This window comes from Citrobacter sp. Cy070 (genome assembly GCF_030332245.1).
Lineage (GTDB): Bacteria > Pseudomonadota > Gammaproteobacteria > Enterobacterales > Enterobacteriaceae > Citrobacter > Citrobacter youngae.
On the sequence record NZ_JAOWIG010000072.1, the window covers coordinates 68670 to 90828 of the forward strand.

Here is a 22159-nt window from a genome sequence, read left to right on the forward strand (position 1 = left end):
GGGCATTTATTTTAATAAACGAACCCGGCAGTTCTTACCTTTGATCTTACCGTTCTGCAGTTGCTTCCACGCTTTATGTGCTACAGCCTGGCGAACGGCCACGTAGACATGCGCCGGATGAACGGCAATCTTGCCGATATCTGCCCCGTCCAGCCCAATATCTCCGGTCAACGCCCCTAATACATCACCAGGCCGCATTTTAGCTTTTTTACCGCCATCGATGCACAGTGTCGCCATCTCAGCCTCCAGCGGCAGAATTGAACCATTACCCGGTGCGGATAGCCAGTTCAGCTTCAGTTGCAGCATCTCGGACAAAATATTGGCACGTTGCGCTTCTTCCGGTGCACAAAAGCTAATCGCCAGGCCACTGTTACCCGCACGGGCAGTACGTCCAATACGGTGTACATGAACTTCCGGATCCCATGCCAGTTCAAAGTTAACCACCAGCTCGAGCGATTTAATATCCAGGCCACGCGCCGCCACATCGGTGGCAACCAGAACACGAGCACTGCCGTTGGCAAAACGTACGAGCGTCTGGTCCCGATCGCGTTGCTCAAGATCGCCATGAAGCGATAATGCGCTTTGCCCGGCTGCGTTCAGTGCATCACAAACAGCCTGACAATCTTTTTTGGTGTTACAGAAAACCACACATGATGCCGGCTGATGCTGGCTAAGTAATTTTTGCAACAGCGGAATTTTGCCGTGTGAGGAGATTTCAAAGAATTGTTGTTCAATCGCTGGCAACGCATCGACTGTATCAATCTCAATCGTTAACGGATTGTTCTGCACGCGACCACTGATCGCGGCAATCGCTTCCGGCCAGGTTGCGGAAAACAGCAATGTCTGACGTGACGCTGGCGCAAAGCGGATTACGTCATCAATTGCATCACTAAATCCCATATCCAGCATCCGGTCGGCTTCATCCATCACCAGCGTATTCAACGCATCAAGGGAGACGGTGCCTTTTTGCAGGTGGTCGAGTAAACGTCCCGGCGTGGCAACAATAATATGTGGGGCATGTTGCAGAGAATCACGCTGTGCGCCAAAGGGCTGGCCACCGCACAGCGTCAAAATTTTGGTATTTGGCAGAAAACGCGCCAAACGACGCAATTCACCGGCGACCTGGTCAGCCAGTTCGCGGGTTGGGCACAGCACCAGCGACTGAGTCTGAAACAGCGCAGCATCAATGTGTTGTAACAGGCCAAGACCAAACGCGGCCGTTTTGCCACTGCCGGTTTTTGCCTGCACACGAACATCTTTTCCTGCCAGGATTGCCGGCAACGCAGCGGCCTGAACAGGCGTCATTTCAAGATAACCCAGCTCATTAAGATTCTCGAGTTGGGCGGCAGGCAAAACATTCAGGGTTGAAAAAGCGGTCACAATTTAATCTCGCGGTAAAAACTCACATTCAGCAGGCGCGTATCCTCGCAGATCTGCGCCCGTGATGCGACAATTTAATCGGCTCTTCATCCGGTGACGGGTCCGGCATAGGTTGCGGACGAGGTATGGAGTCGGGAATCGGAACCGGATCGGTGGGAACAGTATCGGAATGGGGACGTTGCAACTGCAACGGGGCGAATAAGCAGGTCATATTACCCTCCAGTGAGTCAGACTGACCCTTTTAGGGTAGACGCTGGTTTCCTGCAGGCAAAAAAAAAGCCGACTAATCTAAGTCGGCGTCGTACGAATCAATTGTGCTATGCAGTAATTCAAAAAAGGAAGTAAGACAATATGGAGCGCAACGCCCATCGCTTGACGTTGCATTCACCTGCGAGAGAGATATTGCCCCGAATAGGTAGATGGTTTATTGACCTCGCTCAAAAACTTCGCCGTTTTCACTCACGAAAGTCGATGAAAAACGTAGTTGTTACAACCATTTACTACGATGCAACCATAAAGTAACACCACCAATCAGGACAACTAACAGAATACAGAATAGCGAAAAACCAAACTGCCAGCCGCCACCGGGAATCCCCCCGAGATTGACGCCAAACAGTCCGGTTAAAAATGTGCTGGGCAGAAAAACCATTGCCATCAACGACATGGTATAGGTTCTTCGCGCCAGAGATTCCTGCATAACCTGAGCAATTTCATCCGCCATAATGCCGGTCCGGGCGATGCATGCGTCGATCTCATCCAACCCTCTTCCCAATCTGTCGGCGATATCCTGCATCCGACGTCGGTGATCGTCAGTCATCCACGGTAAACGTTCACTGGCCAGGCGCGCATAAACATCGCGCTGAGGGGCCATATAGCGCCGCATGACTATCAGTTGTTTGCGCAGCAATGCCAGAAAACCGCGAGGCGGGATCTGCTGATCCAGCAGGTTGTCTTCCAGATCGATAATTTTGTCATGCAATTGTTCGATAAACTCACTGGCATGATCGGTTAAGGCATCACAAACATCCACAAGCCAGCTACCACAGTCAGACGGTCCCGTCCCTTCCTGCAAGTCACTTACCACATCATCCAGTGCCAGCACTTTACGCTGACGTGTTGAGACAATCAGGCGTTCATCCATATATAAGCGCATGGCGACAAGCTGGTCAGGGCGTTCGTCGGTGCTGCCATTAATACAGCGTAACGTAATCAGCGTCCCTTCCCCGACCCGGCTTACGCGCGGGCGAGTACTTTCTCCCGCCAGTGCATCACGCACATTATTAGGAAGCAGAGGCGTTGTCGCCAGCCATTGCGCGCTATCAGAATGGGTGTAATTAAGATGCAGCCAGCACGGATGCGCACTGTCGATAACATCGTTGTCTTCCAGCGGTTTCACGCCACCGCGACCATCCAGCAGCCAGGCAAACACGGCATCCGGCACATTAACTTCGGTTCCCTTAATGGCTTCCACAGCGCCTCCATAAACATTCAAACTTTTCGTTAGTCTAGTCTTCAGTATATGTTAAGCAATATCGCATTGTCCCATTATGCTGAAATGATTCATAAAAGTGTTCAAGAAAATAAAAAGCGCCGACGGGTTCGGCGCTGTGGCGAGCAGATGTTGAATCTTAATATGAAGAACTGCATTTAACCCGTTGACGTAGTCCGGAGACAGGAGAATCTCGATGCAAGATCGTGGTTGTTTCGACAGATATATTTTTACTTAAGCGAAATTTATGTGTGCGTGACAGAAGATCATTCACCTGACTTTTCAGGATACCGGACGAATCAGATAACTCATCGACCATGCTGACATTACTTTGCGTCACGTTTTCCAGTTCGGCAAGAGCCTGGGTAATTCTGGTGATCCCGTTTTCCTGTTCCCGTGTGGTTGTTAATATCTCCGCCATCAGCTGATTTAATTGCCCTGCACCACCCACAATATCCTGCATGTTTTTTTCGGCTTCACGTACAACCGCCGCACCCTGCTGGACATTGTGATGCGTTTCATCGATAAGCCGTTTAATACTTTTTGCCGCTTCTGCGCTACGATGTGCCAATATTCTCACTTCACCTGCAACGACAGAAAAACCTTTGCCATGTTCACCAGCCCTCGCCGCCTCAACCGCCGCATTCAATGCCAGAATATTCGTCTGGAATGCAATACCATCTATTAACGCGATAATTTCAGTCATCTGCTGAGCGCAGTCGGTGATCGAGCGCATATTGGTGGCGACCTGCACCATTAAATCGCCCCCCTGGCGAGCAGATTGTGTCGCAATATTTGCCTGGGCGCTCGCCATGTGCGTATTGTCTGCATTATTGCGCGTACTAACCGCTATCTCATCCATATTCGCAGCTGTTTGCATTAACGCGCCAGACTGCTGTTCCGTTTTTACTGACAGTTCAGCGCTACGCTCCGCGAGTTGTTCAGAAAGCGTCATCACGGTCCGCGAAGAGGATCTGATCTCACTGACTAACGTGGAAATATTACTCGCCAGACTGTTAATTCCCGGAATAAGTCTGCCAGCACAATTATTACCGAACTCAGGAATACTCATTGCCAGATTCCCTGCAGTCACCTCTTCAATACTTTCTTTTACCGTATTAATCGGCACGACGAGATATTTTGTCATATACCACCATAAATATAATAGTGAAATAGTACAAACCACATCAGTGCCAATAATGACATTAAATCCTGCAGATAATATTACCTCTACGATATTGAGGGCCACTACGGTACATACCAGAAATAAAGTAATAAACGTCCTGACGCTTATATTATTTAACATTTTAATCCTGCCTGCCAAAGAATAACGCGGAGTATTATTTTTTATAGCACCTGCAATGCAGATTGCCATTCCGCGATACCGAAAGTTCCACTTTCAAAGAGAGCATGCCGCCTTTTCACTTAAAGCACACTATCGCACCACCAGTTTACATTAGTTTGGTTATTTATCCCGCATAAGCTGGCGTTCACGCCAGTTGCCAGACTATTGTCACCCAGTGCACAATGCGAACAAAAATACGCCAAATCATAAACTCGGTGAATGTTTTCATAAGCAAACATCACGTACTCCACCGTTATAGCGGCTCAGACTAATACTGCTGACAGGAAACTAAGAACGCGCCTGGTTTTACCAGGTTAACTGGACAGAATCTGCTAGATTTATCATCACGGTTTTTTATCGATGGGTAGTAAGATGTTGCACGTGTCATGGGACCCTGTACTGATTGGGATTTCCTTTGTTGTCGCATTCATTGCTTCGTTTATTGCCCTCGATAGCGCAGGGAAAGTGGCGATCTCTAGTCGTCGGGAATCGACTTTCTGGCGTTTATCTGGCGGGGCAACGCTGGGGATGGGGATCTGGTCGATGCATTTTATTGGCATGCTGGCCATGAAAATGAGTATGCCAATTAATTATCACTTTTCACTCACGGCATTTTCTTTTTTGATCGCACTCATTTCCGCGACGCTTGCCATCAATATTGCGATATCAGGTCAAACGCTTTCGGCCAGGCGGCTTATTGTTGCAACAAGCCTATTAAGCACCGGTGTTGTGACCATGCACTACGTTGGCATGGTCGCTATCGTTGAACATGTTGCTATCCGCTGGCAGTTCTCACTCATTTTGCTTTCCGTGGTCATTGCCATTATCGCGTCAGGGATCGGCCTGTGGTTAGCTTTTCATTTGCGGCAAAATACCCGACGCGCATTAATAAACCGACTTATTGCCGCTCTGGTAATGGCGCTGGCGATCGCCTCAATGCATTACACCGGGATGGGGGCGGCCACCTTCACGCATTTCGGTCACACTGCGCATGACGGACTGAGCACGCTGGAACTCTCTATCTGGGTCTGCGCCGTCACGCTGGTGATTCTGGGTATTATGCTGGTCATTTCGATGGTGGATTCTCAGCTACGCACCTCAAGACTGGCCGATAATCTGCATCAACTGAACTGCCAGCTTGAGCACCAGGTCCACTTCGATGCGCTGACCGGCCTTGCCAATCGAACGCAAATAGACGTCTGCTTACAGACCTGCCTGCGTCATTCCAAACTGCATCAACAACACTTCGCCCTGGTCTTTATCGACCTTGATCGATTCAAAATCGTAAACGACACCTGGGGCCATCACATTGGCGATCAGTTGCTTATCTCCAGCACACAACGCATATACAACTGCCTTGAGGACACCATGACGCTGGCGAGGCTGGGTGGTGATGAATTTATCCTGCTGGTGCCAAACAGCAACCGGGAAGCAATTTCAGTGCTGATGACCCGTATTGCCAGCGCCGTCAAAGAACCTTTTACACTGTTTGGACATACCATTCGCGTTTCGTTAAGCGCGGGAAGCAGTCTTTATCCCGAACACGGCTCAACGTTACATGAGCTAAAAGTTAAAGCCGATACTGCGATGTATCATGTCAAACAGGCTGGCAGAAACGGCTGGGCGATTTATACCCCAGAGATGGAGGCTATCGCCGATACGCCGCCAACGTTCTTGCAGGAACTGTCGCAAGCGCTTGAGCGGAATCAATTTGAATTATGGTATCAGCCTAAATACACCGCTGGGGATCGCTCTCTGACGGGTTTTGAGGCGTTGTTACGCTGGCATCATCCTGAACGCGGCATTCTGCTGCCAGCTGAATTCCTGCCCGCACTTGAAGAAACAGGCCTGATTATTCCTGTCGGCACCTGGGTTCTCCAGCAGGCATGCAGTCAGTTATATCAATGGGAGTCACAAGGCCACACGGAGTGGACCCTTGCCGTTAATCTGTCACCAGCCCAGTTTGAACAACCTGATATTGTCGATATAGTCTGCAACGCCCTGGCACAATATCAGCTTTCACCAGCACATCTCACGCTGGAACTGACTGAAAGTACGGCACTTAAAAATTTAAAACGCAGCGTAGAAGTCCTGAACGCGTTTGCCGATTTGGGGATCACCGTTTCTATTGATGATTTTGGCACCGGTTATTCAAATATATTGATGCTGAAATCACTTCCGGCACGAGAATTAAAAATCGACAGAATATTTGTCAAAGATATTAGTGAGAACAGCAAAAATACAAAAATCGTGTCTACTATTATAGACATAGCGCACTCTATGAATATGCGCGTTGTGGCAGAGGGTATAGAGACCCAGGAGCAGGAAACGCTGTTAACCCAGATGGGCTGCGGTGTGCTGCAAGGCTTCCTGTATGCGAAACCGCTGCCAGCACATAAAATCTATGACTTGATACAAACTGAAAACGCCACAAAAGTAAAACCAACGGTACAACCCTTGTCTCACCGACAATCAATAACATTGTGAGATTGCATAATTAAAAAAATTCGCCAATAAACCGGCAACACAGCATATGAAGATAACGGGATTATCGATGAGCATAAACGAGCTGCATTCACTGGATTTATTAACCATTCCGGTCTGGATCGTTTCGCCACATACCGAAGAACTGGTGTTCGCCAATACCGTTGCACGGGAACTGATGCAGGCCCCGTGTTTCCCCCCTCTCAGAAAAGGCACATTCTCCACGCACGCACAAAATGATTTACCTATGTATCTTAGTGATTTGCGAAATCATCATGACATTGTGGAGATCCTCACGGTTTACCGCGAAAGCGAGGAAATCGCGCTGGCCTGTCGTTTGTCCATCAGGACGCTTCAGGATATAGGTGATGTTATCCTCTATGAAGGCATTGAAACACCGACAGCGCAAGGCCTGAAAGCCAGCCGCTCTGCCACCTATCAGCGGAAAAAACAAGGATTCTATGCCCGTTTTTTCCAGACTAACTCAGCACCCATGTTGCTTATTGATCCGTCACGCGACGGATTGATTGTGGATGCAAATCTCAGTGCCCTGAATTTCTATAGCTATGATCATGACGTGATGTGTCAGAAGCATACCTGGGAAATCAATATGCTGGGGCGCCATATATTGCCGATAATGCATAAAATTGCGCATCTTCCTGGTGGCCATAAGCCCTTACATTTTGTCCACAGACTTGCCGATGGAAGCACCCGTCACGTACAAACCTATGCCGGTCCTATCGAAATCTACGGCAATAAGCTGATGCTGTGCATTGTTCACGATATTACCGAGCAAAAACGTCTGGAACTGGAACTGGAACGCGCCGCCTTGCATGACGCGTTAACCGGATTACTCAACCGGCGGCATTTTTATCAGATAACTGAGCCAGCGCAGACACACACAACATCGTTAACGCAGGATTACAGTTTGCTGCTAATCGACACCGACCGGTTTAAAAGCATCAACGATCTTTTCGGGCATTTAAAAGGGGATGATGTACTTTGCGCGTTGGCACGCACCCTGGAATCCTGTGCAAGAAAAGACGATCTGGTTTTTCGTTGGGGGGGAGAAGAGTTTGTACTGCTTTTGCCACGCACGTCTTTAGATGGAGCACTTAATCTCGCTGAAGTAATACGCGCGACGGTAGCCAAGGTGAGCCTCCCTGGCCTTCCCCGCTTTACTGTCAGTATTGGTGTGGCGCGACACGAAGCCAATGAAAGTATTGATGAGTTATTTAAACGCGTGGACGACGCATTGTACAAAGCCAAAAATGAAGGCAGAAACAGAGTGCTGGCTGCCTGATGACTACCCAGTCTAGCGACTACGTTTAGCGTGGCGTTCCCAGTTCTCCTGTTTCGCCAGCGCCGTTTTACGTAACGCCACATAACATGCCCCGCTGCCGCCATGATGCGGCAGTGCGGTGCAGAAAGCCTGCACATCATCAAACTCCGTTAACCAACGCGCGACGTAGCTACGAACGATGTTGGCATGGGAGTTATCATCACGCCCCTTACCGTGAATCACCAGGACGTTGCGCAACCCATCCTGCTGCGCCTGTAAAATAAAGCTAAATAGCATCTGGCGGCAGGTTTCAACGGGCTGTCGCACAAGATTAAGGCTTGCTTGTTGCGGATATTTCCCGGTGCGCAGCTTGTCAGTCACGCCATGCTGTAACCCTTCACGACGAAACTCCAGCGGAACGCTCAGCGGGACGATATCCAGAAAACCTGTCGAGAGAAAGTTATCCAGCTGCAGCGTATCAATACGTGCAGGAGCGCGAAGATTACGCGTTGGCTGCCAGTGAACATCGGCGCATCCCTTCAGTGGTTGAACATCCCCCATGGCGTCAAGAAACAGCGATGCATCATCATGGTTCATGTTTCATCCTCCAGCGATTTTACGACGGTCATTATCATAACCGCGCACTATTATACCGACAACGGTTTACGGTTATTTCCAATAACGCACCGTTCGACATTCCTTTACCTCCACAAGTTAAGATCCGTTTTTGGGGGTATAGAAACGACTATCACTGACATGATAATGTGTAACCCCGCCTGTAATGAGAAAAACGGATGCTGAACTTACTTGAAGACATCATTGCAACACCCCTAGGCCCGTTGTGGGTAATTTGTGATGAGCAATTTCGCCTGCGTGCGGTTGAATGGGATCAACATCGCGATCGTATGGAGCAATTACTCGATATTCATTATCGTTCCGAGGGTTATCAGCGTATTGCTGCCAAAAACCCCGGAGGGCTAAGCGATAAGCTGGCAGAGTATTTTGCGGGAAATCTCAGCATTATAGATACGCTTGAAACCGCAACAGCGGGAACCCCTTTCCAACGCGAGGTCTGGAAAGCGTTACGTTCTATCCCCTGCGGGCAGGTCATGCATTATGGACAACTGGCTGAACAACTGGGGCGCCCCGGTGCCGCCAGAGCCGTTGGTGCGGCTAATGGTTCCAATCCTGTCAGCATCGTCGTCCCGTGCCACCGCGTGATTGGACGGAATGGCACAATGACTGGCTATGCGGGTGGCGTGCAGCGAAAAGAGTGGTTATTGCGCCATGAAGGCTATCTGCTACTCTAGAATCCAGGCAATTAATGCCTTATTCATCACACTTCCACACAATGCATCCCCAAATAAAGTGCGGTTAATCAGATAGATACAAACATTCAACTCGCTTATGCCTGAATTATTCTCTATTGGGAGTAGCTCAGGCTTACGTGCTCACCAAAAAGATGTTAAAATTGACAAATATCAATTACGGCTTGAGCAGACCTATGATCCCGGAAAAGCGAATTATACGGCGCATTCAGTCTGGCGGTTGTGCTATCCATTGCCAGGATTGCAGCATCAGCCAGCTTTGCATCCCGTTCACACTTAACGAGCATGAGCTTGACCAGCTCGATAACATTATCGAGCGCAAAAAGCCTATCCAAAAGGGGCAGACGCTCTTTAAAGCAGGTGACGAGCTTAAGTCACTCTATGCTATCCGTTCCGGAACGATAAAAAGCTATACCATTACCGAACAAGGCGATGAGCAAATCACCGGTTTCCACTTAGCGGGCGACCTGGTTGGTTTTGACGCGATTGGCAGCGGTCACCACCCAAGCTTTGCCCAGGCGCTGGAAACGTCAATGGTATGCGAAATTCCTTTCGAAACCCTGGATGACCTGTCCGGTAAAATGCCGAACCTGCGTCAACAGATGATGCGTCTGATGAGTGGCGAAATCAAAGGCGACCAGGACATGATCCTGCTGTTGTCGAAGAAGAATGCTGAAGAGCGCCTGGCGGCCTTTATCTACAATCTGTCCCGCCGTTTTGCCCAGCGAGGCTTCTCTCCGCGCGAATTCCGTCTGACAATGACCCGTGGCGATATCGGTAATTACCTCGGCCTGACGGTTGAAACCATTAGCCGCCTGCTGGGTCGCTTCCAGAAAAGCGGTATGCTGGCGGTGAAAGGTAAATATATCACTATTGAGAATAGCGATGCGCTGGCCGTCCTTGCTGGCCACACGCGTAACGTTGCGTAACCTTCTCAGTTAACCTTCTGTCAAATTGCTAAATTACCCCAATTTAATGGTTTGGCAGAAGGCTCTTCTGCTCTGATTTAATTAAAATATAAACACTATAAGTGTACTCAATATAAATATTCCCATCATTAATGCTGTCACAATAACTACGGTTAAAAACTCTTTCCTGCCTGGTAGCATAAAAAGCCTCTGAGGTGATTCAATTTAATAACCAAACTATTCCATGGTCAGACATTTACTTCTGTAAATAATCCAATATTCTCAGCCGAGATAATGACGCAGGATAGCAGCGGTCAGCACACCAATAGCAACGGTGACAGGCATAGGAAAACGTAATGCGGCGATCAGTGTTAAACCTAATGCGATAAGATCGGCAGGGTTTCCGGACGCAAAATAAGGTGCGATAAATGCCAGCATGACGCATCCTGGCGATGATTTAAGAACGGCCATCGATCTGGGGGATAACACCCGGTTGCGCAATATCATGTACGACGCAATACGTGTCGCATAGGTGGTCAGAGCCATCAGGAGGATGGCGAACAGCGTTTGCTGGTCTGGCATTATTTATCCCCCTGCAACCATGCAACCACTAATCCCACCAACGGACCTGCCATGACATACCAAACACCGGGGACATAATGATAAACCGCAACCGCAACAATCAGGCTGGCAAACCACGGTATCGCTTTGCGAAAACCGCTCCACATGCCCCTGACAAGCACAAGGAATACAGCGGGAAAAGCCATATCAAAACCGTAGTGATGAACATCGCCAAGCACAGGGCCGATTAACGCGCCTAACGTGGTACAACCTACCCACATAATATAAAAAGAAAAAGAAGCGGCTAAATAATAAGGCATACTAAAATGAGGAACATTATTAATGCTTCTTTTATATGCATCACTATAACTTAACGCCCAACTTTCATCAGTCATAAAAAAAAGTGCAGGTAAAACTTTACGCTTAGAAAAACGCATCAACAGCGGAACAAGAGTTGCCCCCATCAGAATATGTCTGCTATTAACCAGGAATGTAACTGCCATAATAAGAAAAATATGGGGAGGTGAAGTCCAGATTTGTATTGCTGCAAATTCAGATCCACCAGCGAAATTTAATCCCGTCATTAGCGGAACAGCTAAACCATTGAGTCCTTTATGGCTGGCCTGGGCCCCCAAAACCAGAGCAAAAGGAATCACGCCAAGTAAAACGGGAAAACCGTCTTTCAACCCACGGACAACGTCTTTTCTAATACTATCAATAGCTGTCGGATCATCTGCAGATCCTGCGCCATCTATACTTTCACTCATACTTTTCACACTCATACCCGATGCCTGTTCTGACCCATTTTGATACTGGCGTCAGAATAGAATGTGTGACACTATTAGTAAATATAAATAGTGTCACATTACACTTATGGTGATCCGATGCGTGAGCGTTCTCCCTGGCAGCCAAGACTGTCCAGCAATGCGACATCTCCAACAGAACAATTAGTTGAGGCCCTGGCCGAAGATATCCTCTCAGGATCGCTTCAGCATGGCGCCCGCTTACCAGCCCACCGTAATTTAGCGGACACATTGGGTATCGGGCTTGGCACCGTAACGAAAGCCTATGGGATCCTTGAGAAACGTGGACTTGTCAGAAGTGTGAAAGGAAGCGGGATGTTTGTAGCACTAGCAAATTCGCGTGGTCAGACCGTCATCGATTTGTCGCAAAATACCCCCCCGGCTGCGCTAAGCTCGCGTTCACTCAGCGCGACACTTTCGGCAATCGCTCGCCGTCCGGATATGGACATGTTCAACACTTACGCGCCGGCAGCCGGCCATGACGAACACCGTCGCCTGATGGCTCGCTGGTTCAACAGGCTGGGAATGCCCGCTGATTATCGCCAACTCATTATTACCAGCGGAGCGCAACATGCGCTTTCAGTGGCGTTATCAACGGTATGCGAACCTTTTGGGACACTTTATGTGGAGGCGCAAACGTATTCCGGACTGATCCAACTTTCACGGCTGTTAAAACTGAGACTGGTTGGCATCCCGATGGATGACGAAGGGATGGATGTTTCAGTATTGGAGAAAATGCTGGATGCCAGCGATGACAAACGCAGTGCGGTATATGTCACTCCCCTGCTACAAAGCCCTTCGACGCGCATAATGAGTCTTGCCCGGCGAAAAGACCTGATACGCGTTTGCCGTGCAAACGCATTATTTATTATCGAAGATGATGTCTATCGACTCACCCGTAATATTGAACTCCCACAAATTGCCCGATTAGCACCGGATATCACTTTGTATGTAAATAGCTTATCTAAAATACTGAACCCCACGTTACGCATCGGCGGACTTCTGCTGCCTGAACAGCTATATTCCCGAGCTGAATCGATGCTCAGAGCAACGGCAATGATGGTTTCCCCGATAAGTTGCGCGATCATGGAGCAATGGTTACTTGATGGTACTGCGGAAACCGTAACCTCTGCGATAGAACACGAAACAGTTCGCCGCTATGAATTAGCCTTTTCTATTTTAGGTGAGCATCTTTATCGCTCCGGGCATCCCAGCTTTCACCTCTGGTTGCCACTGGCTCGCGAAAGCGTACAGCCGTTCTACGAAGCAGCCTTAGCGGCAGGGATCAAAGTTACCTCACCCGTATCAACAGAGGTCAACCCGTTATCCGAGCAGTCAGGTATCCGACTGTGCATTGGTGGGCCGGAGATCGAACAACTTCACCGGGCACTCTTAACTCTTAAAGAGATTGCCGGGCAGTTGAAACGTCCACGCGTCCAAACTTTTTCCGTGTAGCGCGCAAGCACAATAGAAACAACGGAAAATGGTTTAAATTGAGCGGGATGTGGGGAAAAGCTGGAGATTTCCCCAGTTTATTGATCTGGCAAGAGGTTCTCCCCTGTTTCAATCCACATTATTGGGTTACTCTTTTAAATACAAACTGCGGTGACAGTTGTAAGGAGACCCTGTATGGCTATGTATCAAAACATGCTGGTAGTCATCGATCCAAACCAGGACGATCAACCAGCATTACGGCGAGCTGTTTATTTGCATCAACGGATTGGTGGCAAAATTAAAGCCTTTTTGCCGATCTATGACTTTTCCTACGAGATGACCACCCTGCTGTCGCCGGACGAGCGTACGGCAATGCGTCAGGGGGTCATCAGCCAGCGAACTGCATGGATACGTGAACAAGCGAAATACTATATCGAAGCAGGGATCCCGCTTGATATTAAAGTGGTCTGGCACAACCGTCCCTTTGAAGCCATCATCCAGGAAGTGATCAGCGCTAAGCATGACCTGGTGCTCAAAATGGCACACCAACACGATCGCCTTGAAGCCGTAATTTTCACACCAACTGACTGGCATTTGTTGCGTAAATGTCCAAGCCCGGTATGGATGGTCAAAGATCAGCCGTGGCCGGAAGGTGGTAAAGCGCTGGTAGCGGTGAACCTCGCCAGTGAAGAGGCATATCACAATGCACTCAACGAAAAACTGGTCAAAGAAACGTTGCAGCTCGCAGAACAGGTTAACCATACCGAAGTACACCTGGTGGGCGCCTATCCTGTAACGCCTATCAACATTGCGATTGAGCTACCTGAATTTGATCCCAGCGTGTACAACGACGCCATCCGTGGACAACATCTGCTGGCCATGAAGGCATTACGCCAGAAATTCAGTATTGATGAAAAAGTTACACACGTTGAAAAAGGATTGCCTGAAGAGGTCATCCCGGATTTAGCTGAGCATTTACAGGCGGGTATCGTGGTACTCGGCACCGTTGGGCGCACCGGCATATCAGCTGCGTTTTTGGGGAATACCGCAGAACAGGTTATCGACCATCTGCGTTGCGACCTGCTGGTTATCAAACCGGATCAGTACCAGACCCCGGTTGAACTGGACGACGAAGAAGACGATTAACCCTGTAGCAAAATGCCGGATGGCGATGCCATCCGGCATGACATGTTCTTAGTGCTTCTCCTCGCCTCCGAGGAAATAGATACCGAGCGGAATAGCCAGCAAAATAGTAAAAACCATACTGTAGACGCAAATCATTGCGGATTGAATGGCATACATCGAAGCTGTCCAGTCGGAAAGCGGAATGTCATACTGTTCAATGACACCACCAATCGTCGCGCGCGTCACAACCGATGCCGCAATAATAAATACCCCAAGCAGACATAACAGAAACTTCCGTCCCTTCGCTGTCTTCAGCTTAGCCATGATCATAATATCGTCCTTATGCAGATGAATACCGTGTTACTTTGCAGCAACAATACCATGACATCAACTCACTGTCTGCTACATACGCCACACTCAAACTTGACATGCGTACTATTCGCCTGAAAATAACGCTGATTGTATTATTTCGCTCTCCTTTTGATGAATGATCTGACAGCCTGAACTAGGTAAAATATCCGCTGATGAAGGATGTCAGATGATATTTAGCTAACACGGAGTGACCTGGGAGAATCATGATCGCTGAACTGTTTATAAATAATGCGTTTAATTTAACGGTAATTCTCAGCAGCTGTGCAGCGTTAGTCCTGATGAGCGTGTGGTTTCATCGTAGTGAAAAACACTGCAAAGGATTCATATTCCACGCAGCACAGTTTTTTGTTTATGCCATTATCATTGGTACGTTTGGCACTATTGCGAATAACGTCATCGATAGTTATAAGCTGAAATTTATCTCCCCAAGCGTGGTCGACTTTATCTGTACCTCGTTGATTGCGTTGATCCTGACGATAAAACTCTTTCTGGTCATCAACCAGTTTGAAAAAACGCAGATTAGTAAGGGCAGAGATATCACCAGTGCGAGGATCATGTCACGCATCATTAAGATTACAATCGTCGTCGCCATCATCTTGCTGTACGGTGAGCATTTTGGCATGAGCCTGTCAGGGCTGTTAACGTTCGGCGGCATCGGCGGTATCGCTGTCGGTATGGCAGGTAAAGATATCCTGAGCAATTTTTTCTCTGGCATTATGCTCTACTTCGACAGGCCGTTTAGCATCGGTGACTGGATCCGCTCTCCGGACCGAAATATCGAAGGTACGGTAACGGAAATCGGCTGGAGAATGACCAAAATAAACACCTTCGACCACCGTCCGTTATACGTGCCGAACTCAATTTTCTCTTCCATCAGTGTAGAAAACCCGGGGCGGATGAGTAATCGACGAATCAAAACGGTGATCGGGTTACGTTATGAAGATGCTGATAAAATTGGCGCAGTTGTCGAGTCGGTCAGAAAAATGTTGCAAAATCATCCCGGAATAGATCAAAAACAAACCCTGCTGGTCTATTTTAATGAATTTGCCGATTCATCGCTGAATATCATGGTGTATTGCTTCACGAAAACCACCGTGTGGCAGGAGTGGCTTGCTGTACAACAAGATGTGTACTTGAAAATTATTACAATAGTTCAGGAAAACGGTGCTGACTTTGCGTTCCCCAGTCAGACGTTGTATATGGATAACGCCGAGGCACAACCTTCTGCCCACTAACCAAAATCAAGACGCGGATACCCGCGTCTTTCATCTGTTCGCTGTCTGCTGAAAGCACAACATCACTGCCCCCGGGCGTCTGGCATCAGCTTCTTTGCCTGGCGACCGCGTGAATAACGTAACATCAGCCCCCAATGCTTTAGCAATCTTGATCGCCATGTGTCCCAAGCCACCCAACCCAACAACAGCGACTTTACTCCCCTGCCCAACCTGCCAGTGACGCAACGGCGACCATGTGGTGATACCGGCACACAACAACGGTGCAGCACCACGTAAGTCGATTCCTTCCGGCACCTTCACGACGAACAAAACTGTGCGGGACCAGATCTTCTTTCACCGCCAGCGCGGCATAACCCTTCACGTTCATGGCTATTTCGATCTCCTCAGAGATAAAGTGCACCTCAACCAGCATAGCTCAGGGCAACAGGTTGTACTCGGCGTCAGCGACCGGCTCCAGCCATTCATTCGATGCGCCTGCTACCGGGATTTCTACCGCAATATGGGCAAACCAGCTATCACGTGCAGCTCCGTGCCAGTGTTTCATTCCCGCCGGAATATGAACCACATCACCCGTTTTCAGTTCTCGCGCAGGTTGATTCCACGCCTGGTACCAGCCTCTGCCGCCAGTCACCAGCAGAATTTGACCGCCCTGATGATGAATGTGCCAAAAATTACGGCAGCCAGGTTCAAATGCAACGTTACCAATCACCACTCCTTCCATTGAAAGCATGGTCAGATAGCTGGTCCCGGTGAAGTACTTCGCATAGGCTTCATTTTTCTCTCCCCGGGGAAAGACGCTGTTGCCATCAAATTGTTCGTTCATCATGACTCCTGCTGGGGTATTAGCTAACGGAATTCCTTAAATACATTCATCAAGAACTGCACGGGCATTTTCCGCAATCTCAGCACCACAGTGCTGCTTAAGTAGCGCAGTAAACGCGATAAGTTGCTCAGGGCGGAACCCAACATTCAGGCTGATCGCGAAGTGACTTTTCAGTTGGCTGTTCACGCCGCCCAGTACGGCTAACGCAGAGACGGTTGCCAGTTCACGAGTCGGCCAGTCCAGTACATCGCGCTGAAAAATATCGCCAAACAGATGTGCTTTAAGCCAGGTATCAATGGCAGGGGCAAAATCAAACAGCGGACCGCTAACCGGCTGTCCAACCAGTTGGGTTTGCGTTTGGCTCCCCGCCAGCAGGCTGTTCCAGTCAACAGGTTGCGGCGTAGTGGATTTCCCTTCTGGATCCACAATCCCTTTTTCTTTGCGGACTTTCACTACCGACATCAGGCACGACAGGCCATTCAGGCTACGGGGAAAACCACAGTACGCGTAAAGCTGCTGTAAAACCTCTTTCACTTCATTCAGCGTTAGTCCTGCATCTAACCCTGCATTAAGCGCTGCCTCCAGCTTATCTGGCTGTCCTGTGGCAGTGAATGCTGCAATGGGGACAACTGCCAGTTGTCTGGCATTCAAATGATTTGACATGTTCGATTCTCCGGGGAGGCGACAGCCTCTGCCGCCGAATGCTGAAAACGCAAAAATTATAGAGGCTCAGCGTATCGACGATTAGAGGGTTAAATAAGGACAAACCTATGAAGACAAGTCATGAATAGCGCTATCCACAATGTGGCAGTACAGCGCTGTCCGTCACATCCACTTGCGGTGCATCCAATTTCACGGGCCAGCGACTCATATGCTGGATAAACTCGACACATGAAAGATATTTTTTACGGCAGCCGAAACGCTGAAGTTCAGAGAGGCTGCCGCAACACTCGGTCTGGCCACCCAACAAATAACCCGAGGTATTACTGAACTACAGATCCTGCGCGGGCAATTTTGTCATCCGGCCTGATCTACGTATTACGCTACAATCTCGATTAAATTACCGTCGGGGTCCTGAATGACGGCCTCGTAATACCCGTCACCGGTGGTTCGTGGTCCGGAGACCAGGATGCCCTGTTCTTTTGCGCGTATAGCCAGAGCATCAACATGCCCCGCGCCACCAACAGAGAGAGCCAGATGCACCCATCCTGAAGTGTTATTGTCAGGTACAGGGTGGGTCAGTCCCGGTTTGGTCATTAACTCAATCGCAATGTCCTCACCAATGTTGACGAAATAAGATTCAAACCCGGGATTGGTTTTGCTGCAGTATTTTTCGTTTATCACACCATCAAAAAACGACACCCAGAACCGGGCTTGTCGTTCAAGATCCCGGGTCCATAAAGCCATGTGTGCAATTTTCATCGCGATCCTCTTATCGTTTACTCTGAACGGTACGCCCCCGTTAAGGGATATTGACATCCTGCATTATAATGCAGGATTATGCACGTTATTGCTCGATGTTTATTTTTATGGAGTTCTCATGCTCGATTACGCTGCATTCCCGGATCAACGCCAGGCGCTTATCTATCAGATCCTGCAGGAAAACGGCAGAGTGATCTGTACTGAACTGGCCGTCCGTTTGGGGGTGTCAGAACATACGATCCGCCGCGATTTACAAGAGTTGTGTAAAGAAGGTGTTTGCAAGAAAGTCTATGGCGGGGCTGTCATTTCACTACCAGAGTCAGCTGACATCACAGTACGCAAGAATATTAATACCGCGAAAAAGAGCAGCATCGCGCAAAGATGTGCCCGGCTAGTGAAATCCGGAAGCTGTATTTTTATCGACACAGGAACAACCAACCTGGCAATGGCTGAAGCCCTTCCCGCTGAGCTTGCATTAACCGTCGTGACAAATTCACCTGATATTGCCGCAGTACTGCTGAAAAAACCGCTATTCGAGGTCATCATGTTAGGTGGGCCAGTGCAGCGATCGTCCGGTGGGTGCGTAGGTCCGACAGCCATTGCCCAGGTACAGGATATTTTATTTGATCAAGGTTTTATTGGTGGTTGTGCGATGGCACCGGAGTCCGGATTAACCGGGTTTGATTACGCCGATTGTGATTTTAAAAAAGCGGTAATTAAGCAGTGTAACGAAACTATCGTCGCACTGACGGCGGATAAGATCCCTGCCGTCGCACGTTATGTTGTCACCGCCAGCAGTAACATTGATGTCATTGTCGTGGAGGAAAACATCAGCAAACAGTACGGCACCGCTTTTCAGGCGCATGACATCCGCATTTACACCGTATAACGGTGGCGCAGTATTTTTACGTGTAAATTCAACGGAATATCACGGTGCTAAAAGTGGCGCCAGCCGTCAATGGGGTAATGGCTGACAGATAGTCCAGGCGAATTCTATGATGGTGTTCATGGCACTCCACAAGCAAGAATTCCTCTTTGTCTGCTGTGGTGCATGTCGTCACGGCCCTGGCATCAAAGTGTTCCCCGGTAGTCAGTTCAATGCGCAGCAAATAGTGATAGAGACAGGCAATCTCCAGATAGTCATGCAGATCGCAATCGACAGGATGGTACTTTTCTGCCGCACACATAAATCCCCCCTTCCCTATGTCCACGCCGGTTCGGGAAATAGCTCACGCGACTTCCCGAACATGCGACGCTATTTCAGCGCTTCGATAGGTGCGCCAAAGTTGATATGCAGCACATTACCGTCGATTACCAGAGCGGGAACAGACTTCACTCCGATTCGCTCCGCCTCTGCAACGTGATCGGGTTGTTCTCCCAAATGAATAACCTCGATTTCCACATCCGGGGACAGATACTGTAGCAGTGTTTCTTCTGCGGAAACGCAAACCGGGCAACCAGCATGATAAAAACGGGCTTTGGTCATGATACCTCTCCTTTAAATTATAGTATCGAATCGATACTATAATTTATGCTACGCCAGTTTTATGCTTTGTCAATATAGTTTTTAGTCGATACTATATGCCGAGGAGGATTTTGTTATGCATGATATGTCGCTTTTTGACGTACTGGACCGACTGTCTGGTCTGACGCGGATGTGGTTTCGCCAGCATCCTTTACTGGTGGATCTTCAGCCAGTACAGCTCAGTGCGTTGATGTATCTCGCACGCTGTAACCGCTACTCCAATACGCCTCTCGCCGTGACGGACTACCTCGGTCTCACCAAAGGAACGGTGTCACAATCGCTAAAGTTGTTGGAATCAAAAGGACTGGTGGTACGCACTCAGGATGCCAGGGATAAGCGTAGCGTTCATCTGCAGCTCACCGAGTCGGCCAAAAATTTGCTGGATGCCCTGCTTCCCCCCTCATTTTTGATGACGGGCGAATCTGCGATGGGTGAACGCGCGGGTTTACTCAAGGAGCTACTCTTCGAACTTCTGCGGGGCATTCAGCGTACCAGTAATGTGCCGGGATTTGGTCTGTGCCAGAGCTGTCGGTTCCACCAAAAAGTAAATGGTCAGGGATTTTGTAATTTAACGAAAGAACCGTTGAGCGAGGATGATTCGATGTTAATTTGTCGGGAGCATCAGCCCCCGGACGTATGATCTTCTCTGTTATAGTGTCTTCATGTGGCCGGGTTGCCGCTTTCCAGGATAACCACTCGCTACAGACATTTGACACGGCGATATTACGGTAGCCGCGTTCCCACGCCATATCGTCAACAATTTCTGCGGATTACGTATGTTGCAGGTGGTTCAGATCCCGTAGCATCCGCTTGAGACATTTGACTTTATTTTTATCGCGTATTGCCGCTGAAAACTTACTGAGCTGAAAAAACGTTTTGTCACCAAAACCATCAATGACTTTGAAACAATATTCCTGACGCGTGGCATCCCAGGCGTAGACGATGTTTTTACAATGCAGGGAGTTAATAATGACACCGGTACTGACAAACCACGCTAAAAAAACATTCAACTTCTGCAATTTGCTGGCATCAAGTTCTTTGTTCAGGGCAAGCTGATAAAGCGTTTGCGCGATGTGACCATGCTCATCACATTCCTTAACCGTGAGTTGCCCTATTCCTTTATTTGTTTCAACAAGTCCTTCAATTTTTTGCATATAAAATGCGTCGGTTTGGTGACTCAACTTACATTCTTTGATGTCCCGAAAGACCTCACGTAGCTTGCTTTTATATTTCGCAATGCCTGGAATCACGATTTTGACCAGCAGTTTACTATCCTGTGGATGCTGGAAGACGTAGCGATCGTTACCTCGTGCCAGCAAGTCTTCATCTTTCAATATAAGTATTTGTTTCATAATATTTTTTATTTTTACCCTACGTGAAATGGAGTTGCCTCAACGAAGAGTTGTCTCAGCCAAAAAATATTGTGTATCTGTCTATTTCAATGGTTGTTAAACAAATAGCGTATTCATCCAATAAATAACTTTTGTAGTGACGTACTGAAGCAAAGTAACGGTGGATGTGCAGCAGGTTGAACGCCAGGAGATACTGTTGGAGAAATCCACGCCAGCTTTGTTTTTTTGATGTTGTTAACGAAGGTAAACAGCGGAAGGTATTCAACTAAGCTTCATTCACCGTGACCTATGGTGCTGCCACCAGAGGCCGCTCGCGAATGGATGAGGCCGGATGTTGGAGGGGAAAGAAGCCGAGGACATTGCAGACGATGGTTTCGTGCCAGTTACAGAATTGATATGACAGGGCGTAAGACGTACAGGCAAGAATGTAAAAATTAGGGAGCCAAACTACGTTGCGTCAGATAACCAGATTAAACACTGCAAGGGAAAATCACTATGGATATCTTTCATACTAACTCCCAACAAATTGATTAAAAATCCACAGCAATACAATAATCATTATTTTCACATCAACCCAAAATCATTAACAATTCAGAGGGGCGGTATCTGCCGATACTTCAACACTGTTCAAGAAATATAGATGACTCACTATGATGTTTATGCTCACCCTGTAGGTAATTTTTATACATCGTTGCAACATCAACACCGTAGATAACCGCTACCTGCGTTCTCTCCGCTGTGCGCCAGAAAACGACACCCGGACAATTAAAATTGAAACTCCTGCACGCCACAAATTTATCGTTCAGATGCCGGGAATCGTTTGTACAGAGTTGGTATTTCGACGTCAATAATGAGAATAACCCTGTAGCGAGTCACATTCATCGCTAACAATCTTCCGGTCGATCCCCACTGTTCACAGGCCAGATTTGGCCGTAACCCCTCGTGCAGTACGAGGTTAAGGTACCAATGATTCAGGCGGAAACACTCTGCCGGCGCAGATGCCTGATCCCCAAAAGCATTGGTCCCAGAAGCGCAAAAGAGAAAACCAGAATAATCAGCTCAGGAAGCCAGAATGTAGAAATAATTATTAATACTATAATTTCCCAGTTGTGCAATTTTCCCGGTTTTTCGTACGTCATCAAGACATAAAATGTTGCAAAAAGACACAAAGCGAAAAGTGCGTAACAAATAGTAATCAAAAACATTCATAATCCGGTGATGCTGCCAACTTACTGATTTAGTGTATGATGGTGTTTTTGAGGTGCTCCAGTGGCTTCTGTTTCTATCAGCT

The 22159-nt window shown here is 48.3% G+C and carries 23 protein-coding genes and 2 pseudogenes; 10 read left to right on the forward strand and 15 right to left on the reverse strand.

All coding sequences use genetic code 11. The annotated features are described in order from the left end of the window. Positions 1 to 6: 6 nt before the first annotated feature. From dbpA to OGY19_RS13490, 4 genes are all read right to left on the reverse strand, one after another. Positions 7 to 1380 (reverse strand): ATP-dependent RNA helicase DbpA, encoded by a 1374-nt coding sequence (gene dbpA, locus OGY19_RS13480; RefSeq protein WP_115601994.1) that lies wholly within the window; start codon positions 1378 to 1380, stop codon positions 7 to 9. A gap of 28 nt (positions 1381 to 1408) precedes the next feature. Continuing rightward, positions 1409 to 1591 (reverse strand): proline-rich small protein YnaL, encoded by a 183-nt coding sequence (gene ynaL / locus OGY19_RS24580; RefSeq protein WP_071887346.1) that lies wholly within the window; start codon positions 1589 to 1591, stop codon positions 1409 to 1411. Between the two features lie 276 nt (positions 1592 to 1867). Then, positions 1868 to 2851 carry a zinc transporter ZntB gene (gene zntB / locus OGY19_RS13485; protein WP_061067982.1) on the reverse strand — a complete coding sequence of 328 codons (984 nt, stop codon included), beginning with the start codon at positions 2849 to 2851 and terminating at the stop codon, positions 1868 to 1870. 157 nt (positions 2852 to 3008) lie between these two features. Next, positions 3009 to 4175 (reverse strand): methyl-accepting chemotaxis protein, encoded by a 1167-nt coding sequence (locus tag OGY19_RS13490; RefSeq protein WP_233609601.1) that lies wholly within the window; start codon positions 4173 to 4175, stop codon positions 3009 to 3011. Positions 4176 to 4586: 411 nt separating this feature from the next. Here OGY19_RS13490 and OGY19_RS13495 point away from each other — a divergent pair, with 411 nt between their 5' ends. Both OGY19_RS13495 and OGY19_RS13500 read left to right on the forward strand, forming a co-directional pair. Further along, positions 4587 to 6701 carry a putative bifunctional diguanylate cyclase/phosphodiesterase gene (locus tag OGY19_RS13495; protein WP_115601993.1) on the forward strand — a complete coding sequence of 705 codons (2115 nt, stop codon included), beginning with the start codon at positions 4587 to 4589 and terminating at the stop codon, positions 6699 to 6701. Positions 6702 to 6768: 67 nt separating this feature from the next. Continuing rightward, positions 6769 to 8001, forward strand: a complete 1233-nt coding sequence (locus tag OGY19_RS13500) for a GGDEF domain-containing protein (protein ID WP_286596628.1) — start codon at positions 6769 to 6771, stop codon at positions 7999 to 8001. Positions 8002 to 8013: 12 nt separating this feature from the next. On the opposite strand, the gene smrA is transcribed toward OGY19_RS13500, so the two are convergent. Then, entirely contained in the window at positions 8014 to 8577 is a 564-nt protein-coding gene (gene smrA / locus OGY19_RS13505; RefSeq protein ID WP_048211543.1) for a DNA endonuclease SmrA, read from the reverse strand. 197 nt (positions 8578 to 8774) lie between these two features. Between smrA and ogt the strand changes: the two genes are divergently transcribed. Together ogt and fnr are read left to right on the forward strand one after the other, a co-directional pair. Next, the gene (ogt, locus tag OGY19_RS13510) at positions 8775 to 9290 is read left to right on the forward strand and encodes a methylated-DNA--[protein]-cysteine S-methyltransferase (RefSeq protein ID WP_048211542.1); all 516 of its coding nucleotides are present in this window, start codon (positions 8775 to 8777) and stop codon (positions 9288 to 9290) included. A 194-nt stretch (positions 9291 to 9484) separates the two neighbouring features. Next, positions 9485 to 10237 (forward strand): fumarate/nitrate reduction transcriptional regulator Fnr, encoded by a 753-nt coding sequence (gene fnr / locus OGY19_RS13515; RefSeq protein WP_003020397.1) that lies wholly within the window; start codon positions 9485 to 9487, stop codon positions 10235 to 10237. A 261-nt stretch (positions 10238 to 10498) separates the two neighbouring features. On the opposite strand, the gene OGY19_RS13520 is transcribed toward fnr, so the two are convergent. After that, complete coding sequence (locus OGY19_RS13520) at positions 10499 to 10798, reverse strand: AzlD family protein (protein WP_061067985.1); 300 nt, start codon at positions 10796 to 10798, stop codon at positions 10499 to 10501. Then, complete coding sequence (locus tag OGY19_RS13525) at positions 10798 to 11559, reverse strand: AzlC family ABC transporter permease (RefSeq protein WP_172742926.1); 762 nt, start codon at positions 11557 to 11559, stop codon at positions 10798 to 10800. Before OGY19_RS13525 ends, OGY19_RS13520 begins: the two co-directional genes overlap by 1 nt. Before the next feature lie 102 nt (positions 11560 to 11661). On the opposite strand from OGY19_RS13525, the gene OGY19_RS13530 reads away from it, so the two are divergent. Together OGY19_RS13530 and uspE are read left to right on the forward strand one after the other, a co-directional pair. Continuing rightward, positions 11662 to 13035: an aminotransferase-like domain-containing protein gene (locus OGY19_RS13530; RefSeq protein WP_115601991.1), complete on the forward strand. Its 1374-nt coding sequence runs from the start codon at positions 11662 to 11664 to the stop codon at positions 13033 to 13035. A gap of 174 nt (positions 13036 to 13209) precedes the next feature. Next, the gene (gene uspE, locus OGY19_RS13535) at positions 13210 to 14160 is read left to right on the forward strand and encodes a universal stress protein UspE (RefSeq protein WP_005126626.1); all 951 of its coding nucleotides are present in this window, start codon (positions 13210 to 13212) and stop codon (positions 14158 to 14160) included. A gap of 48 nt (positions 14161 to 14208) precedes the next feature. Here uspE and OGY19_RS13540 read toward each other — a convergent pair whose 3' ends face one another. After that, positions 14209 to 14469, reverse strand: a complete 261-nt coding sequence (locus OGY19_RS13540; RefSeq protein WP_048211538.1) for a DUF2534 family protein — start codon at positions 14467 to 14469, stop codon at positions 14209 to 14211. 245 nt (positions 14470 to 14714) lie between these two features. Here OGY19_RS13540 and OGY19_RS13545 point away from each other — a divergent pair, with 245 nt between their 5' ends. Then, on the forward strand, positions 14715 to 15746 hold the full coding sequence (locus OGY19_RS13545; protein ID WP_048211537.1) for a mechanosensitive ion channel family protein: 1032 nt from the start codon (positions 14715 to 14717) through the stop codon (positions 15744 to 15746). A gap of 22 nt (positions 15747 to 15768) precedes the next feature. Here OGY19_RS13545 and OGY19_RS13550 read toward each other — a convergent pair. From OGY19_RS13550 to OGY19_RS13565, 4 genes and pseudogenes are all read right to left on the reverse strand, one after another. Continuing rightward, a pseudogene (locus OGY19_RS13550) lies at positions 15769 to 16052 on the reverse strand (zinc-binding dehydrogenase); the annotation flags it as partial. Positions 16053 to 16161: 109 nt separating this feature from the next. After that, on the reverse strand, positions 16162 to 16569 hold the full coding sequence (locus OGY19_RS13555) for a cupin domain-containing protein (protein ID WP_048211535.1): 408 nt from the start codon (positions 16567 to 16569) through the stop codon (positions 16162 to 16164). A 36-nt stretch (positions 16570 to 16605) separates the two neighbouring features. After that, positions 16606 to 17232 carry a carboxymuconolactone decarboxylase family protein gene (locus tag OGY19_RS13560; RefSeq protein ID WP_048211534.1) on the reverse strand — a complete coding sequence of 209 codons (627 nt, stop codon included), beginning with the start codon at positions 17230 to 17232 and terminating at the stop codon, positions 16606 to 16608. A 375-nt stretch (positions 17233 to 17607) separates the two neighbouring features. Next, entirely contained in the window at positions 17608 to 17991 is a 384-nt protein-coding gene (locus OGY19_RS13565) for a VOC family protein (RefSeq protein ID WP_048211533.1), read from the reverse strand. A 118-nt stretch (positions 17992 to 18109) separates the two neighbouring features. On the opposite strand from OGY19_RS13565, the gene OGY19_RS13570 reads away from it, so the two are divergent. Beyond that, positions 18110 to 18880, forward strand: a complete 771-nt coding sequence (locus tag OGY19_RS13570; protein WP_115601989.1) for a DeoR/GlpR family DNA-binding transcription regulator — start codon at positions 18110 to 18112, stop codon at positions 18878 to 18880. A gap of 28 nt (positions 18881 to 18908) precedes the next feature. Here the strand turns inward: OGY19_RS13570 and OGY19_RS13575 are convergent, their stop codons facing one another. Both OGY19_RS13575 and OGY19_RS13580 read right to left on the reverse strand, forming a co-directional pair. Continuing rightward, positions 18909 to 19178, reverse strand: a complete 270-nt coding sequence (locus tag OGY19_RS13575; RefSeq protein ID WP_040231149.1) for a Rho-binding antiterminator — start codon at positions 19176 to 19178, stop codon at positions 18909 to 18911. A 68-nt stretch (positions 19179 to 19246) separates the two neighbouring features. Next, complete coding sequence (locus OGY19_RS13580) at positions 19247 to 19477, reverse strand: glutaredoxin domain-containing protein (RefSeq protein WP_048211530.1); 231 nt, start codon at positions 19475 to 19477, stop codon at positions 19247 to 19249. A gap of 115 nt (positions 19478 to 19592) precedes the next feature. On the opposite strand from OGY19_RS13580, the gene OGY19_RS13585 reads away from it, so the two are divergent. Beyond that, on the forward strand, positions 19593 to 20156 hold the full coding sequence (locus OGY19_RS13585; RefSeq protein ID WP_115601988.1) for a MarR family winged helix-turn-helix transcriptional regulator: 564 nt from the start codon (positions 19593 to 19595) through the stop codon (positions 20154 to 20156). 130 nt (positions 20157 to 20286) lie between these two features. Here the strand turns inward: OGY19_RS13585 and OGY19_RS13590 are convergent, their stop codons facing one another. Beyond that, the gene (locus OGY19_RS13590) at positions 20287 to 20868 is read right to left on the reverse strand and encodes a YrbL family protein (RefSeq protein ID WP_048211528.1); all 582 of its coding nucleotides are present in this window, start codon (positions 20866 to 20868) and stop codon (positions 20287 to 20289) included. A 285-nt stretch (positions 20869 to 21153) separates the two neighbouring features. Between OGY19_RS13590 and OGY19_RS13595 the strand changes: the two are divergent. Beyond that, a pseudogene (locus OGY19_RS13595) lies at positions 21154 to 21265 on the forward strand (SOS response-associated peptidase); the annotation flags it as partial. Positions 21266 to 22159 lie beyond the last annotated feature (894 nt).